Origin of the sequence: Azospirillum oryzae (assembly GCF_900177515.1) — a bacterium.
Classification (GTDB): domain Bacteria; phylum Pseudomonadota; class Alphaproteobacteria; order Azospirillales; family Azospirillaceae; genus Azospirillum; species Azospirillum oryzae_A.
Genome location: NZ_FXAK01000007.1, coordinates 2,833,544 through 2,849,382, shown reverse-complemented (window position 1 = coordinate 2,849,382; position 15,839 = coordinate 2,833,544). Strand labels below are relative to the sequence as shown.

Annotated in this window: 15 protein-coding genes and 1 tRNA gene; 3 read left to right on the top strand and 13 right to left on the bottom strand. The window is 66.2% G+C overall.

From position 1 onward, the window contains the following. Positions 1 to 41 precede the first annotated feature (41 nt). The 11 genes from nusA to B9N97_RS25975 form a co-directional block, all read right to left on the bottom strand. On the bottom strand, positions 42 to 1,613 hold the full coding sequence (nusA, locus tag B9N97_RS26025) for a transcription termination factor NusA (RefSeq protein ID WP_085090530.1): 1,572 nt from the start codon (positions 1,611 to 1,613) through the stop codon (positions 42 to 44). Positions 1,614 to 1,736: 123 nt separating this feature from the next. Then, positions 1,737 to 2,237, bottom strand: a complete 501-nt coding sequence (gene rimP, locus B9N97_RS26020) for a ribosome maturation factor RimP (RefSeq protein ID WP_085090529.1) — start codon at positions 2,235 to 2,237, stop codon at positions 1,737 to 1,739. Between the two features lie 263 nt (positions 2,238 to 2,500). Further along, the gene (gene trmB, locus B9N97_RS26015) at positions 2,501 to 3,238 is read right to left on the bottom strand and encodes a tRNA (guanine(46)-N(7))-methyltransferase TrmB (RefSeq protein ID WP_085090528.1); all 738 of its coding nucleotides are present in this window, start codon (positions 3,236 to 3,238) and stop codon (positions 2,501 to 2,503) included. Between the two features lie 110 nt (positions 3,239 to 3,348). Beyond that, the gene (gene metK, locus B9N97_RS26010; protein ID WP_432264199.1) at positions 3,349 to 4,533 is read right to left on the bottom strand and encodes a methionine adenosyltransferase; all 1,185 of its coding nucleotides are present in this window, start codon (positions 4,531 to 4,533) and stop codon (positions 3,349 to 3,351) included. 236 nt (positions 4,534 to 4,769) lie between these two features. Continuing rightward, positions 4,770 to 5,264 carry a helix-turn-helix domain-containing protein gene (locus B9N97_RS26005; protein WP_085090526.1) on the bottom strand — a complete coding sequence of 165 codons (495 nt, stop codon included), beginning with the start codon at positions 5,262 to 5,264 and terminating at the stop codon, positions 4,770 to 4,772. A gap of 130 nt (positions 5,265 to 5,394) precedes the next feature. Beyond that, positions 5,395 to 7,008: an apolipoprotein N-acyltransferase gene (gene lnt / locus B9N97_RS26000; protein ID WP_085090772.1), complete on the bottom strand. Its 1,614-nt coding sequence runs from the start codon at positions 7,006 to 7,008 to the stop codon at positions 5,395 to 5,397. A gap of 134 nt (positions 7,009 to 7,142) precedes the next feature. Further along, a complete protein-coding gene (locus B9N97_RS25995; protein WP_085090525.1) occupies positions 7,143 to 8,099 on the bottom strand; it encodes a hemolysin family protein in 957 nt (318 codons plus the stop codon). Next, positions 8,096 to 8,602, bottom strand: a complete 507-nt coding sequence (ybeY, locus tag B9N97_RS25990) for an rRNA maturation RNase YbeY (protein WP_085090524.1) — start codon at positions 8,600 to 8,602, stop codon at positions 8,096 to 8,098. Before ybeY ends, B9N97_RS25995 begins: the two co-directional genes overlap by 4 nt. After that, a complete protein-coding gene (locus B9N97_RS25985; RefSeq protein WP_085090523.1) occupies positions 8,599 to 9,693 on the bottom strand; it encodes a PhoH family protein in 1,095 nt (364 codons plus the stop codon). The genes ybeY and B9N97_RS25985 overlap by 4 nt, the downstream gene beginning before the upstream one ends. Beyond that, the gene (gene miaB / locus B9N97_RS25980; RefSeq protein WP_085090522.1) at positions 9,690 to 11,099 is read right to left on the bottom strand and encodes a tRNA (N6-isopentenyl adenosine(37)-C2)-methylthiotransferase MiaB; all 1,410 of its coding nucleotides are present in this window, start codon (positions 11,097 to 11,099) and stop codon (positions 9,690 to 9,692) included. The genes B9N97_RS25985 and miaB overlap by 4 nt, the downstream gene beginning before the upstream one ends. Before the next feature lie 180 nt (positions 11,100 to 11,279). Then, positions 11,280 to 11,996, bottom strand: coding sequence for a GNAT family N-acetyltransferase (locus B9N97_RS25975; RefSeq protein WP_085090521.1), 717 nt, complete (start codon positions 11,994 to 11,996; stop codon positions 11,280 to 11,282). 493 nt (positions 11,997 to 12,489) lie between these two features. On the opposite strand from B9N97_RS25975, the gene apaG reads away from it, so the two are divergent. From apaG to ybaK, 3 genes are all read left to right on the top strand, one after another. Next, on the top strand, positions 12,490 to 12,882 hold the full coding sequence (gene apaG / locus B9N97_RS25970) for a Co2+/Mg2+ efflux protein ApaG (RefSeq protein WP_085090520.1): 393 nt from the start codon (positions 12,490 to 12,492) through the stop codon (positions 12,880 to 12,882). 432 nt (positions 12,883 to 13,314) lie between these two features. Further along, positions 13,315 to 13,941: a GTP cyclohydrolase I FolE gene (folE, locus tag B9N97_RS25965; RefSeq protein ID WP_208621265.1), complete on the top strand. Its 627-nt coding sequence runs from the start codon at positions 13,315 to 13,317 to the stop codon at positions 13,939 to 13,941. A 228-nt stretch (positions 13,942 to 14,169) separates the two neighbouring features. Further along, positions 14,170 to 14,652, top strand: coding sequence for a Cys-tRNA(Pro) deacylase (gene ybaK / locus B9N97_RS25960; RefSeq protein WP_085090519.1), 483 nt, complete (start codon positions 14,170 to 14,172; stop codon positions 14,650 to 14,652). A 281-nt stretch (positions 14,653 to 14,933) separates the two neighbouring features. Here ybaK and B9N97_RS35215 read toward each other — a convergent pair whose 3' ends face one another. Both B9N97_RS35215 and B9N97_RS25955 read right to left on the bottom strand, forming a co-directional pair. Continuing rightward, entirely contained in the window at positions 14,934 to 15,518 is a 585-nt protein-coding gene (locus B9N97_RS35215) for a hypothetical protein (protein WP_143266844.1), read from the bottom strand. A 225-nt stretch (positions 15,519 to 15,743) separates the two neighbouring features. Further along, positions 15,744 to 15,820 (bottom strand) — tRNA-Arg (locus tag B9N97_RS25955). Positions 15,821 to 15,839 lie beyond the last annotated feature (19 nt).

Here is a 15,839-nt window from a genome sequence, read left to right as displayed (position 1 = left end):
TCGTTCCTGTCGGGCGCAGTTCCAACCGGCATTGCTGCCGGTCAGGCCTGCGCGCCCTGACCACCGGCTTTGCCGTCGGCCGGACCGCTGGTGGCCGGAGCCGCGGCAGCGCCGCCCTGTTCCTCACCCTCGAACCAGTGGGCGCGCGCGGCCATGATGATCGCGTTCGCCTCCTCCTCGGAGGGAGCGTCCTTGGCGCCGTCCTTGCTCAGGATCTCGACCAGCTCGTCGCCGGCCAGATCGGCCAGGTCGTCCAGCGTCTTCACGCCGTTCTCGCCCAGCTTCACCAGCTGCGTGGCGGTGAAGCCGGTCAGCTCGGCGACGATGTCCTCGACGCCCAGCTCCAGGCGGCGCTCGTTGGCCTGCTCGTCCTGCACTTCCAGGAAGGCGAGGGCGCGCTGCTTCAGCTCGTCGGCGACCGACTCGTCGAAGCCTTCGATCTCGGCCAGTTCCTCGGTCTCGACGAAGGCGATCTCCTCGACGGAGGTGAAGCCTTCGGCGACCAGCAGATGGGCGATCACGTCGTCGACGTCCAGCGCCTGCATGAACAGGGCGGAACGGTTGTGGATTTCCTCCGACCGGCGCTCCGACTCTTCCTGTTCGGTCAGGATGTCGATGTCCCAGCCGGTCAGCATCGAGGCGAGACGCACGTTCTGGCCGCGGCGGCCGATGGCCAGCGACAGCTGGTCGTCCGGCACCACCACCTCGATGCGGCGGTTCTCGTCGTCCAGCACGACCTTGGCGACCTCGGCCGGGGCGAGCGCGTTGACGACGAAGGTCGCCGCCTCGCCCGACCACGGGATGATGTCGATCTTCTCGCCCTGCAGCTCGCCGACGACCGCCTGGACGCGGCTGCCGCGCATGCCGACGCAGGCGCCGACCGGGTCGATGGAGCTGTCGTGGCTCAGCACCGCGATCTTGGCGCGCGAACCCGGGTCACGGGCGACGGCCTTGATCTCGATGATGCCGTCGTAGATTTCCGGCACTTCCTGGGCGAACAGCTTCGCCATGAACATGGGATGCGTGCGCGACAGGAAGATCTGCGGCCCGCGCGGTTCCTCGCGGACGTCGAAGATGTAGGCGCGGACGCGGTCGCCGTTCTTGAAATGCTCGCGCGGCAGCAGCTCGTCGCGGCGCAGGATCGCTTCGGCGCGGCCCAGGTCGACGGTGACGTTGCCGTACTCGACGCGCTTGACCAGACCGTTGACGATCTCGCCGTTGCGGTCCTTGTACTCGTTGAACTGGCGCTTGCGCTCGGCGTCGCGCACCTTCTGCACGATCACCTGCTTGGCGGTCTGGGCGGCGATGCGGCCGAAATCGATCGGCGGCAGCGGGTCGACCAGGAAATCACCGATCTTGGCGCCGGGCTTGCGGCGCTGGGCGTAGGGCAGGGTGACCTGCGTCGCCTCGTTCTCCACCGCCTCGACCACCTCCAGGTGGCGGGTCAGATGGATGTCGCCGGTCTTGCGGTCGATGCGGGCGCGGATGTCGTGCTCGTGGCCGTACTTGGAGCGGCCGGCCTTCTGAATCGCCTGCTCCATCGCCTCCAGGACTTCGTCCCGGTCGATGTTCTTTTCGCGGGCGACCGCGTCAGCGACTTGCAGCAGTTCCATCCGTTACACTTCCTGAGTCGGTCTTGTGTGATGCCGGTCTTGCGTGATGTCCGGTCGGGTCTCGGCGGGGTGGGGGCAACCTGGGGCAGGCAGTCCGATGGCGCGTCCTGATGGACGGGTCCGTCAGTTCTGCAGGCCCTCCTGCTGCTCCTGGCTGGCGCGGATCAGTTCGTCCGTCAGCACCAGCTTGGCGCGCAGGATGTTGTCGAACTCCAGCCGGGCGGCTCCCTGTTCGGTGTCGATGCACACGAGGCCGTCCTCGACGCCCTTCAGCATGCCCTTGAAACGCTTGCGGCCGTCGATGGCCATGCGGCTTTCCAGCCGGGCTTCGAAGCCGGCGAAGCGCTCGAAATCCTTGAGCCGGGTCAGCGGCCGGTCGATGCCGGGCGAACTGACCTCCAGCGTGTAAGCTTCGCGGATCGGGTCTTCCACGTCCAGCAGGGCCGAAACGGAACGGCTGATGTCGGCGCAATCCTCGACGGTCATGGGCGCGCCGTCGGCGCGCTCCGCCATGATCTGGAGGATCGCCCGCTGGCCGCCGGAGATCTGTACGCGCACGACCTCATAGCCCATGGCTTCGACCGACGGCGTGATGATCTGTTCGATGCGACCTGTAGCGTCCATTCCACCTGACCCAAAGCCTGCGGCCGGGATCGAACCGGACGAGGTTTCCACAACAGAAGGTTCAACAAGCGCGTGCTTCCACACGCTCATAAAAAAATAAGTGGGCAAAAGCCCACCCGCAAAGCGTCTCGCCGGCCCGGTTGCCCGGGCCGCCGATCCGTATGGGTTCTCAGCGGTGAATATAGTCATTCCGTCCGATGCCGCAAGCCTTTTCCGGTCCGATCGCTGTGGCCGGCCGGAATCTCAAGCGGAACGGGTATGCGTCAGCCCCGCGGACGGCGGACGAACCGCATGAACACCGGCTTGCGGCCGGCGGCGATGGCTTTCTCCTCGTAGCGCGTCGCCGGCCAATCGTCGGGGCGGATGCGCCAGTCCGACGGGCGGCGCGCCGTCCATTCGAAATCGGGATGCTTCACCGTGTGTTCAAGCATCCAGCGCACCAGACCCATGTCGTCGCTGGCCAGACGCAGCTCGGCACCGTCCTTCAGCACGCGGGCGAGCCGCGGCAGGTTCTCCGGCCCGATGAAGCGGCGGTCGGCGTGGCGCTTCTTCGGCCAGGGGTCGGCGAACAGCACGAAGGCGCGGCCGATGGAGGCGTCAGGCAGGGCGTCCAGCAGCGGACGGGCGTCGTCGGGCTGGATGCGCACATTCCGCAGATTTTCGTCGTCGACCATGCCCAGCAGGCCGGCGATGCCGTTGAGGAAGGGTTCCGCGCCGATGAAGCCGACATCCGGGTGGTGCCCGGCCTGCCAGGCGAGGTGATGGCCCATGCCGAACCCGACCTCCAGCCAGACCTCCCGCTTGGGGCTGTCGAACAGGCCGGCGGGGTCCAACCTGTCGCCGGGCTCCGGCAGCGTGATCTGGAGCTGCGGCAGCAGAACGTCGATCAGCTCCGTCCGGCGCTTGCGCAACGGCCGGCCCTTGCGGCGCCCGAACAGGCGGTTGGAGCTTTCGGCGAGGGGGCCGGCGGAGAGAGGGCCGGAGGTGCTGTCGTCGGTCATGTCGGAACGCTGTATCGGGAAAAGGGATGGGCCTCAAAAGAAAGCAGGGGCCGTTGCCAGCCCCTGCCGTCCAACCGCCTTGCGGCGGGTCCTATGCTGCGAACGCGCGCTTACAGGAAGGCGCTGCGCAGGTCGCCGACCAGATCGGTCTTCTCCCACGAGAAGCCGCCGTCCACCTCCGGCTCGCGGCCGAAATGGCCGTAGGCGGCGGTGCGGGCGTAGATCGGCCTGTTCAGGCCCAGATGCGTGCGGATGCCGCGCGGGGACAGGTCCACCAGCTGCTGCAGCACGTCGGACAGGCGATCCTCGTCGACATTGCCGGTGCCGTGGGTGTCGACATAGACCGACAGCGGCTTCGACACGCCGATGGCGTAGGAGACCTGGATCGTGCACTTCTCCGCCAGCTCCGCCGCGACGACGTTCTTGGCGAGATAGCGGGCGGCGTAGGCGGCCGAGCGGTCGACCTTCGTCGGGTCCTTGCCGGAGAAAGCGCCGCCGCCGTGCGGAGCGGCACCGCCGTAGGTGTCGACGATGATCTTGCGGCCGGTCAGGCCGGCGTCACCGTCCGGGCCGCCGATGACGAAGCGGCCGGTCGGGTTGACGTACAGGTGCTTCGGGTCGCACATCCAGCCTTCCGGCAGGCAGTTGACGATGTGCGGCAGGACGATCTCGCGCACGGCGTCCTGGTCCAGCCCCTCGGCATGCTGGGTGGACAGCACGATGGCGGTGGCGCGGGTCGGGCGGCCGTTGACGTACTGCAGGGTGACCTGGCTCTTGGCGTCGGGGCCCAGCTGCGGGGCGGCGCCGGAATGGCGCGCCTCGGCCAGCGACTTCAGGATGGCGTGGCTGTAGTAGATCGGCGCCGGCATCAGCGCCGGGGTCTCGCGGCAGGCATAGCCGAACATGATGCCCTGGTCGCCGGCACCCTCGTCCTTGTTGCCCGCGGCGTCGACGCCCACGGCGATGTCGGCGGACTGGGAATGGACGAAGCACTTGACGTCCATCTTCTCCCAATGGAAGCCGTCCTGCTCGTAGCCGATGTCCTTCACCGCGGCGCGGGCGACTTCGACCAGCTGGTCGGCCTTGATGCTGTCGGGGCCGCGCACCTCGCCGGCCAGAACGACCTGGTTGGTGGTTGCGAGCGTCTCGACGGCCACGCGGGCCTGCGGGTCGTGCGAAAGATAAAGATCGACGATGGCGTCGGAGATTCGGTCGCAGACCTTGTCGGGATGACCTTCCGACACGGACTCGCTGGTGAAGACGTAGTTCAGCTTTGCCACGGGAAACCTCGGCATTCGGCGGCACGCTATTTCATGAGCCGAAACGGCAGACCGGTACAGCGGCCGCAGACACCGGTCCAAAGCGGGTTGTGACAAGGAATCCCGCCCGGGTCAAGAAATCTACCGGCGGTAAGGCCCCGGACCGATTATCGCAGGCCCAGCACGAAGGGGGAGCACGGTCGGACCCGTGCCTTCCCCATTCGGTGGGTATCACTTGCCGTGTGGCAACCGGCAGGAGGTACTTGACGGCGTTACTCCGCGGCCTCGGCCACGGCGGCGCTGGCCACCGCCTTGGTCAGTTCGAACAGGCGCTTGCGCACCGACGGATCGCTGATCTTGTAGTAGGCGCGGACCAGTTCCAGCGTCTCGCGCTTGGCCATCGGATCGGGCTCGTAGGCGCCGGCGGAGCGCTCTTCGGTCGCACCGGTCTCGTCCTCGTCGTCGACGCGGGCGGCAGCCGCTTCGGCCGGCATGTCGTCGAAGAAGAAGGAGACCGGCACATCCAGGACGCGGCTGAGATCGAACAGACGCGACGCGCCGATGCGGTTGGCGCCGCGCTCGTACTTCTGCACCTGCTGGAAGGTCAGGCCGATCGCCTCGCCAAGCTTCTCCTGGCTCATGCCGAGAAGCGTGCGGCGAAGACGGACGCGGGATCCGACATGGACGTCGATGGGATTCGGCTTTCCGGTCTTCGGACGGCCGGCACCCGCACGGCGCCCGCGCGGCGCCCCAGTTTCAGTCTGCATCTCGTTTATCCCTGTAACGGTTGTGCAACCTAGTTACGACATATCCACGTATGCAGTCAAGCCCGCTCCGGTCAAGCCCGATACACGAAATTGTTCTGCCTGTGGCGGACGGATTGCCCGTATTGCTGCGTTACCGGTGATATCGCGAGGCCAAGGCCGCCAGAAAACAGCCTAGAAGCACTATGCCGAAAATCCAGTCTCCCATGCGGGCATAGGCTGTGACGCCGTCAGGCGCTTTCGGCAATGTGGTATCGATGAAGCCTCGCTCACCCAGTCCGAGCAATTGTTGCACACGACCGTAGGAGTCCACCACCCCGGATATTCCCGTATTCGCCACCCGGACCAGGGGCAGCCCTTCCTCCACCGCGCGGACCTGGTTGATGGCGAAATGCTGGTGCGGGCCGGCGGTGCGTCCATACCAGGCGTCGTTGGTCAGGTTCAGCAGCCAGTGCGGCCGGTCGGCGGTGTCGACCACGGCGCCGGGGAAGATGCTCTCATAACAGATCAGCGGGCTGAAGGAGGGCAGGCCGGCCACCCGACCTTCCAGGTCCAAGGTGCGCGGACCGGGGCCGGCCGAGAACTCCGCCCCGTTGCCGGCGATGGCGCCGACGGGCAGCCATTGCCGCAGCGGCATATACTCGCCGAACGGCACGAGGTGGAACTTGTCGTAGTCGGCGACCACCGCACCGCTGCCGTCCACCGCCACCATGCCGTTGAAATAGCGGCGCTCGCCGTCCGCATCGACCGTCGTGCGAGGCGCCCCGGTGATCAGCAGCCCGCCCGGCGGGATGACCGAGGCCATCGCCTGGCGCACCCGCGCATCCTCCTCGACGAAGAAGGGGACGGCGGTTTCCGGCCAGATGATGACGTTGGGCGGCGGGGCCGACGGATCGGCCGGCGGAGCGGCGGACAGGGCGAGATGGTTCTGGAAGTTCTGCACCCGCTCGCCGGGCGCCCATTTCAGCCGCTGGTCGATCGCCGCCTGGACCAGCCGGAGACGGACGCCCGGCACCGGCTCGTCGACCGCGCCGGCCAGCCTCCAGGCTCCCCAGCCGCCCAGCACCGCCAGCAGCGCCAGCCCGGCGGCGACGCCGGCCCAGGCGCGGCGAGGCGTGGTGTCGCGGTCGGGCAGGGCGGCGGGCAAGCTGGCCACCAGCACCGTCACCAGCGTCAGGCCGTAGATGCCGACCAGCGAGGCGGTCTGCAGCACCGGCAGAACCCCGACCCAGCCATAGCCGATCAGGTTCCAGGGAAAGCCGGTGAAGACATGGCCGCGCAGCCATTCCCACAGGCACCAGCAGGCGGCGAACAGAACCGGCCGGGCCAACCCGATGCCGAAGCCGCGCCGGCGCAGCAGATGGAAGGCCAGGGTGGCGCCGCCGCTGAACATCGCCAGCAGGACCGGCAGACCGACGGCCGACAGCGGCAGGGCCCACCAGAAGCGTGCGATGTCGGTGAACAGCGCGGCGCTGATCCAATAGAGCCCCAGCAGGTGATGGCCGAAGCCGAAGAACCAGCCGACGGCGAAGGCGCCCTTCTTCGTCTCCACCCCGTCCAGCAGCCAGATCAGGCCGGGAAAGGCGACCAGCAGCACCGGCATCAGGTCGGCCGGCGGCACCGCCAGCGTGGCTAGCCCGCCCAGCAGCGTCGCGGCGGCCAGCCGGCGCCAGCCGGTCAACGCGGCCAGCCGCGCAGAAACACGGCCCAGCCGGGCGGGGACGGGCAGCGCATCGGTGACGGTCAAGACGGGAAACTCCGGCAGCGGCAAGGAATGGCGGGCGGCGCCATAGGTAATGCGGCCGGACGGGGGCGCCAAGGCTGTTGTGGGCGGAGCTGTGTTGTGGGAGTGGGGGGAGGCGCGGGCCCCCACCCCGATCCTTACGCCGTCTCCGCCAGCTCCGAACTGTTGGCCGGGACGTTGTGGACGCGCAGGCGCTTCAGGCGGCGGGAGTCGGCGTCGACGATCTCGAATTCCAGGCCCGAGGGATGGATCAGCCGCTCGCCCAGCCCCGGCACGCGGCCGGCGATGGAAACGACCAGACCGCCCAGCGTGTCGATGTCCTCGCGCTCCTCCTCCGACAGGACCGGGCCGACGCGGTGCTCGAAATCCTCGATGGGCAGGCGGGCGTCGGCGATCAGGCTGCCGTCGGGACGCTCGACCAGACGCGGCGCCGCGGTCTCGTCATGCTCGTCCTCGATCTCGCCGACGATCTCCTCCACCAGATCCTCGATGGTGACGAGGCCGTCGATGCCGCCGAACTCGTCCACCACCAGCGCCATGTGCTGGCGGGTCTGGCGCATCTGCACCAGCAGGTCGAGCACATGCATGGAAGGGGCGACGATCTTCGCCTCGCGGATGATGCCGGTCAGGTCCGGCTTCTGGCGCATGCCCTCGGGCGAGGCGGCCTGCTTCGCCAGCAGGGTCAGCACGTCCTTGATGTGGATGATGCCGACCACGTCGTCCAGCGTCTCGCGGAACACCGGTAGGCGGGAATGGCCCTCCTCGGCGACGCGCTGGACCAGGGCGGGGAAGGGGGTGTCGATGTCGACGGCGATGATGTCGGCGCGCGGCACCATGACGTCGGCGACGGTGCGGTCGCGCAGCTTCAGGATGTTGGTCAGCAGCGCCCGCTCGCCGGCGCCCAGCGAATCCTCGCCGTCCTCGCTCGCGGCATCGTCCAGGCCGGCGATCAGCTCTTCGATCGTGCCGCGCAGGGAATTGTCCTCGCGGCCGCCCCAGACGGTGCGGAGCCACCCCTTGAACAGGTGGCCCAGGGAATGGTCTTCGGCCCCGTGGTCATCACGGGGCGTGCGACTGTCGGATATCTCGCTCATCGGTCCGGCGGTTGGTGGTTGGCGGCATAAGGGTCGGCGATTCCGAGCGTGGCGAGCAGCCGGGTTTCCAGCGCCTCCATCTCCTCGGCCTCGTCGTCCGTCTCGTGATCATAACCCAGCAGATGCAGAACACCATGCATCACAAGGTGAGTCATGTGGTCTTTGAAGATTTTCCCCTGTTCGGACGCCTCGCGGGCGACCGTTTCATAGGCGAGGATGACGTCGCCCAGCATCACCGGCACGCCGTCTTGCGCCTCCGGCTCCTCCGCCTCGGTCAGGGCGAAGGACAGGACGTTGGTCGGCTTGTCCTTGCCGCGATACTCGCGGTTCAGCCGGTGGACCAGCGCGTCGTCGGCCAGCACGACCGACAGCTCGGCCGGGCCTTCCTCATCGTCATAGGCGGCACCCAGCGCGGCGAGCGCCGCGCGCTCCGCCAGCCACTCGGCATCCTCGGCCCAATCGCCGGCTTCACGTGAAACAGTGACGTCGACCGCGCTGGTCATTCCGGATCTCCAACGATACCGGCCTCGCGGTCGTTCGTTCCGGGTTCGGAACCAGCACGGCGGGCCTGCTTGCGCGCCGCCTCGCGGGCATCGGCCTGGTCATAGGCGCGGATGATGCGGGCCACCATCGGGTGGCGGACGACGTCGGCGTCGGTGAAGCGGACGAAGCGCACGCCCTCCACCCCGCGCAGGATGTCCAGCGCGTCGCGCAGGCCCGACCGGGTGCCCGACGGCAGGTCGATCTGCGAGATGTCTCCCGTGACGACCATCCGCCCGCCTTCGCCGAGACGGGTCAGGAACATCTTCATCTGCATCGGCGTGGTGTTCTGCGCCTCGTCCAGGATGACGAAGGCGTTGCCCAGCGTCCGGCCGCGCATGAAGGCCAGCGGCGCGATCTCGATCTCGCCGGACTCCAGCCGCTTCTTCACCTGTTCGGCCGGCAGCATGTCGTGCAGCGCGTCGTAGAGCGGACGCAGGTAAGGATCGACCTTTTCCTTCAGGTCGCCGGGCAGGAAGCCCAGACGCTCGCCCGCCTCGACCGCCGGGCGCGACAGCACGATGCGGTCGACCTGACCGGTGGTCAGCAAGGCCACCGCCTGGGCCACCGCCAGATAGGTCTTGCCGGTGCCGGCCGGGCCGAGGCCGAAGACCAGCTCGCTCTCCGCCAAAGCCTGCAGATAGGCGGCCTGGGTGGGGGAACGCGGGGTGATCGGGCCGCGCCGGCGGGTGCGCAGCGCGATCTCGGCGCGGGTGATGGTCGCCTGCTGGCCGGGTGCGCGCGGCTCTTCACCCGTCGCCACGCCGGCGAATCCGGCATCGGCCGTGGCCATGCGGACGGCGCCGTCGACCTCGCCGCCGTCGATGGTCTGGCCGCGGGTCAGCCGGCCATACAGGCCGTTCAGCGCCGTCCGCGCCGTTTCGGCGGCCTCGGGCGGGCCGGAGATGGTCAGGGTGTTGCCGCGGGAGATCAGCGACACGCCGAGGAGGGATTCGATGCGGGCGAGGTGGCGGTCATGCTCCCCGTACAGCATCGGCAGAAGCCGGTTGTCATCGAATTGAACGTCGATACGCCGTTCGGGCAGACCGTTCAAGCGCTTGCCTCCAAGGTTACGGCAGGCTGGAAGGGAAGGGCGGCAGTGTGTCCGCCGGTGGTGTGCTCACCGGTTACAACAGTGCCGGCGAGGCTGTTGGCCAGCGCCGCATCGACCCGCACTTCGACGATGCGGCCGAGCAGCCGTTCGTTCGCCTCGGCATGGACCGACTGCATCCACGGGCTGCGGCCCAGCAGCTGGCCGTCGCGCCGCCCGACGCGGTCGAACAGGACCGGCACGCTGCGGCCGACGAAGCTGTGGTTGAAGGCCACCTGCTGGGCGTTCAGCAGCTGGTGCAGCGCCGCCAGCCGGGATTCCTTCACCTCTTCCGGCACCTGCGATCCCTCGACCGAGGCCGGGGTGCCGGGGCGCGGGCTGTATTTGAAGGAATAGGCCTGGGCATAGCCAATCTCGGTGACCAGCTTCAGCGTCGCGGCAAAATCGGCGTCGCTCTCGCCGGGGAAGCCGACGATGAAGTCGCCGGACATCGCCAGATCGGGCTTGGCCGCGCGCAGCCGGTCGACCAGACGGCGGTAATCGTCGGCGGTGTGCTTGCGGTTCATCGCCGCCAGGATGCGGTCGGACCCGGCCTGCACCGGCAGATGCAGGTAGGGCATCAGCTGCGGCACCTCGGCATGGGCGCGGATCAGGTCGTCGGCCATGTCGCGCGGGTGCGAGGTGGTGTAGCGGATGCGCTCCAGCCCGTCGATCTCCGCCAATTCGCGGATCAGCCGGCCGAGACCCCAGGTCGTGCCGTCCGGCCCGTCGCCATGCCACGCGTTGACGTTCTGGCCCAGCAGGTTGATCTCGCGCGTGCCGCCGGCCACCAGGCGTTTGGCTTCCGCAACGATCTGGCCGGCGGGGCGGGAGAACTCGGCGCCGCGGGTGTAGGGCACCACGCAGAAGGTGCAGAACTTGTCGCAGCCCTCCTGCACCGCCAGGAAGGCGGACACGCCCTGGCTGCCGGCTTCCTCCGGCAGGAAGTCGAACTTGGATTCGGCCGGGAAATCGGTGTTCAGCACGCTGCCGGCGGCACGGCTGGCCTTCGCCACCATCTCCGGCAGGGTGTGGTAGGTCTGCGGGCCGAAGACCATGTCGACGAAGGGCGCGCGGGCGACGATCTCCTCGCCTTCCGCCTGGGCGACGCAGCCGGCGACCGCCAGGATCATCCGGCCGTCCTCGGCCTCCGCCTTGCGGTCCTTCATCTGGCGCAGGCGGCCCAGTTCGGAAAAGACCTTCTCTGCGGCCTTTTCGCGGATGTGGCAGGTGTTCAGGATCACCATGTCGGCGCCGTCCGGCTCATCGACCGGTTGGTAGCCCAGCGGTGCCAGGACGTCCGCCATCCGGGCGGAGTCGTACACGTTCATCTGGCAGCCCCAGGTCTTGATGAACAGCTTCTTGGTCAACCCGCACCCTTCCGCTTGGAACAAAAACGAATAGCGCGCTCACGGTGCTGCGTGGCGCGCGGCACGCCGTCGGTCCGGCGTCGCTCCTGAAAAGATGGTATCGCGTGTGGGGCGAATCGAGTCAATCCCGCTTCGCCCCACCCATGTTTGCAACGACGTCGTTTCCGCAATCCGAAATCGTCACGCCGCGCCGGCCTGCAGACCGTCGCGCCAGAACCAGTCGGTCCTGCGCACGCGGTCAGTCCAGATTCGCTCCGCCGCCGCCCGGCTGAACAGGGCGCTGAAAGGGACGGAGGTGTCTCCCGCCGGCATGTCGATGGAGGTGGCCAGCACCGGGCCGAGAACCGGGCCAAGAACCGAGGTTTCGCCGATGGCGATGTCCTGCGCGTCCGCCTGCTCCGGCTTGCCGATCATGCCGGCGGCGCCGGCCAGCGAGCCTTCGACCAGTTCCAGGCCCAGCAGCCGGCTCATGTCGACCGGACCCGGCATCTCCATGCCCAGCGTCAGGGCGCGGGAGAAGCCGAACCGCTCGTAATAGGGGGCGTCGCCGACCAGGATCACCGACTTGTGGCCCAGAGCCACCGCCTTGTTCAGGCTCATCCGGATCATCTTGCTGCCCAGACCGCTGCCCTGCAGATGGGCGGCGACCGCGATCGGGCCGAGCAGGATCGACTGGGTGGTGCCGCCGACCAGGATCGGCCAGTAGCGGATGGTGCCCACCACCACCTCGCGCCCATGCTCGTCATGCTCGATGGCGACGAGGTTCAGGGCGGGGATGGAGTCGACGCCGTCGCGCAGCCGGTAGGCGGTCTTGGCAAAGCGGTCGGGACCGAAGGAGGCGTCCAGCAGGGCTTCGATGGCGGCGGCGTGCTTCGGCTCTTCGACGGTGATGATCATGCGTGGGGCTCCCGGCGGGAAGAAAGTCTTCTCAGAAGGCTTTTGGAGGGCGGATCGCGCCGCCGCCGGAAGGCCGGGGGTGTCAGGTCCCCGTTGTGCCTTTGGCGTTCGCACGCGACCCAAGGACGGCCGCAACCGCGATGCGCGGTGCGAGGCTCCGTCGTCGGATGCGAAGGGCGTGCGAACGAGACATGGACAAGGCTCTTCGGCCGTTGCTGGGACTTGCGCATATATCATCGTCGCCCCCCCATCGCAAGACCATGCAGACCCGAAGACTGTGCATGACTGTGTCAATCGTGGTGCGTGCCCAAGGCCGGCCAAAGGCTGGGATGCCGCATCATTGTCCGGCCGCGTTCTGGACAGTGCGGAGAGGGGACCTTATCCTGCGCGGAACCGCTGCCCGGCCACCCGGACTCCCCACCCGGACTCCCAAGCCGGACCCCCAAGCCGCCGGCCCGTTTTTACGGCCGGCGCCGTTCTCGGACCGCCCGCCATGTACACCGCCGTCACCCATGACATCCGCGTCACCGTCCAGCCCGTTTTCCTGGAAGACCAGTCGGCTCCGGCCGAGGGGCGCTTCGTCTGGGCCTATCATGTCCGCATCGAGAACGAGGGCAGCGAGACGGTGCAGCTGCGCACCCGCCACTGGCGCATCACCGACGCCATGGGCCGCGTGCAGGAGGTGCGGGGACCCGGCGTGGTCGGCGAGCAGCCGGTGCTGGAGCCGGGCGACCATTTCGAATACACCAGCGGCACCCCGCTCGGCACGCCGTCCGGCATCATGGCCGGCACCTACGGCATGGAGGGGGAGGACGGGCGTGCCTTCGACGTGACGATTCCGGCCTTCTCGCTGGACAGTCCGCACCAGCCGATGCAACTGAACTGATCGGACGGCGCGGCCGACCGTCTAATTCGGACGCAGGCGAATAATACAATAGAATGCTTGTGGTTATTGGAAGAAATTAACGCGCGGCTTTGACAATCCGCATGGCTGCCCGTACTTTGTCCATAGCTTGAAGGCCATAGGCCGGGCCCTATCTAGGGACTTCCAAGTGGCGTCCGGCGACAGAAACCGGGCGGAAACGGAAAGGCGGGCGCCGCCATTCCGTTTATAATCAACTCCTTTTCGTCTTACGAGCCGTTCGGTTGATCCGCCGGGACATCGGCTCCGTACTGACGCCAGACACGATGGGCGTGTTGCGCGACGGCCGTCGGATCGCGGTCATCGGCTTCGCGCAGGGTGTTTCCCAGTTATGGAAAGGATGTTCCCGTGACGGCTACCAAGACCCCGCACGCCAAGCCCCCGGTCGCCGACAACGTGCTGCGCGGCCCCGGCCTGTCCCGGCCCGACGCCGTCGCCCGTCCGTCCCGCGCCGAGGCGGAAGAGGCCGTGCGGACCCTGATCCGCTGGGCCGGCGACGACCCGGCGCGCGAAGGGCTGGTCGGCACGCCGGACCGCGTCGTCCGCTCCTATGAGGAATTCTTCGCCGGCTACGGCATCGACCCGGTCGAGATCCTGTCGCGTACTTTCGAGGAGACCGACGGCTATGACGAGATGGTCGTGCTGCGCGACATCCGGGTGGAGTCCTATTGCGAGCACCACATGGTGCCGATCATCGGCAAGGCGCATGTCGCCTACCTGCCGCGCCGCCGCGTCGTCGGCATCTCCAAGCTGGCGCGTCTGGTCGAGGCCTACGGCAAGCGCCTGCAGATCCAGGAGAAGATGACGGCGCAGATCGCCAACACCATCGACGAGGTCCTGCAGCCCGAGGGCGTCGCCGTGGTGGTGGAGGCGCAGCACCAGTGCATGACCACCCGCGGCGTCCACAAGACCGGCGTGACGATGGTGACCAGCCGCATGCTGGGCGCCTTCCGCACCGACCCGTCGACCCGCCGCGAATTCCTGACGATGATCGGCAACCCGTCCTCGCGCGGGATGGAGTGAGGCATCCGGCGGCACTGCCCCCTCCCTCCCACGGCTTCGCCGCGGGTCCCTCCCTCCCCCGCCTTCGGCGGTGGAGGGTGAGTTTGCATAACGGCGGCAGTCCCCTCTCCCACCAAAGGTGGGGGAGGGTTAGGGAGGGGGCCAAGCCCTGCGCATCCTGCAGGGCTTTACACCCGTAACGCCGCCTGCCAAGCTCCCGCCGCTGTTTGTCAGGGAACGGTGTGGAGCATGGCGGCGAAGGTAACCCCGGCGGTCAACGCGGCGAAGGCGGCGAGCGTCGCCTTCCGGCTGATGGAATACGACTACGACCCGTCGGCCGACGCCATCGGCCTGCATGCGGCCGAATCGCTCGGGCTCGACCCCGCCATCGTCTACAAGACCCTGATCGTCCAGCTGGAACCCAAGGCGCTGGCCTGCGCCGTCATCCCGGTCGCGGCCAAGCTGGACCTGAAGGCTATCGCCGCGGCGGCCAAGGCGAAGAAGGCCGATCTCGCCGACCCGGCGCTGGCGGAAAAGACCACGGGTTTCCTGGTCGGCGGCATCAGCCCGCTGGGCCAGAAGAAGCCGCTGCCGACCTTCATCGACGCGAGCGCCGAAGCGCTGCCGGAAATGGTGGTGAATGGCGGCCGGCGCGGCTTGCAGATCGTGCTGGCGCCCGCCGATCTGGCCAAGGCGACGAAGGCGACGGTCTGCGCCATCGTCGCGCACTGACGGGCCGTGAAAAGCGTTTTTGAACACGGAGCAAGTACGACCCTGGAAGCTCCCTTTCCAACACTACTTCCAGAAGCTGTGCCGCCCGTCGGGTGTCGCTCCAAAACTTCCTGCTTCGCTGTCTCATTGAGGCAAGGCTGAAGGGAAGTACAAGGGACGTAAACCAACGGCTCAGGCGAAGGCTGAGAATGTGTTATCGTTGAACGATAAAGGGTTTGGACTAACCAGTATTACAAAAGAAATTGGTATTTGGCGCGCAATTGTTTACAGAATAGTTGAATCTAAGGAAAAAAGTCATCTAAATAATCTTTGCTTCCACTATGTACTTCGCATGTTTTAATCACGACATATTTACCGGTGCTTACATCTTTTTTTGTTCTGATGCGTGACGGATCATCTGTGCCAATCTCACGCATCAATTCTATGAAGGAACTCAGGGAAACGCCAAATAGCCTCTGCTGTTTTCCTTGTTTCGAGGAGACAAGGAATCCATTTACTACATCTTCTTCGTCAACCTGAAGCATGAATATATGGCTGTGAACAATCTGATTGACTAGAGCCTTATAACTCAAGCTTGCAATTGAAGAACGCTGTAATTCAAAGTGCTCGTCTATACGGTGCCAGTTCAACGGAGTCATAACTGAACTGGTTCGGGAGTAAGTTTCGCATAAAATCACCTTTTCAGGAACTTCTGTGCACACTTTCTCCGCTTCAAATAGCTTCCTAATTACGTAAGCAGAAAGAAATAATTTTTTCTCGAAAATAAGCTCCCTCTTTGCAATTCTTTTTTTATTGGCAGACCAGCGATTAAGCATCTCTGCATCTTTCAGTAATTCATCTTTCCATGGACCGGATTCCCAAATCATTTTGAATTTACCTCAGTTTCCATGCATTGCTTATCATTAATTACATCTGACGTACGGACAACTATGGAAGGTGTTCCGTAGAATAGTTGGGAATTTGATAATTGGCCGAACGTGTTAGCTTCGTGAGACGTGCCATCTATGTGCCACCGAATGTGCCACATTGCTGTGCCAGATCCATCACACGCGAGATGACTAAACCATTGAATAGCAACGGAATTTCAAAAATGGTGACCCCGGCAGGACTCGAACCTGCTGCCTCAAGTTTAGGAAACTCGCGCTCTATCCTGATGAGCTACGGGGCCACTTGCGCCGCACCTTAAC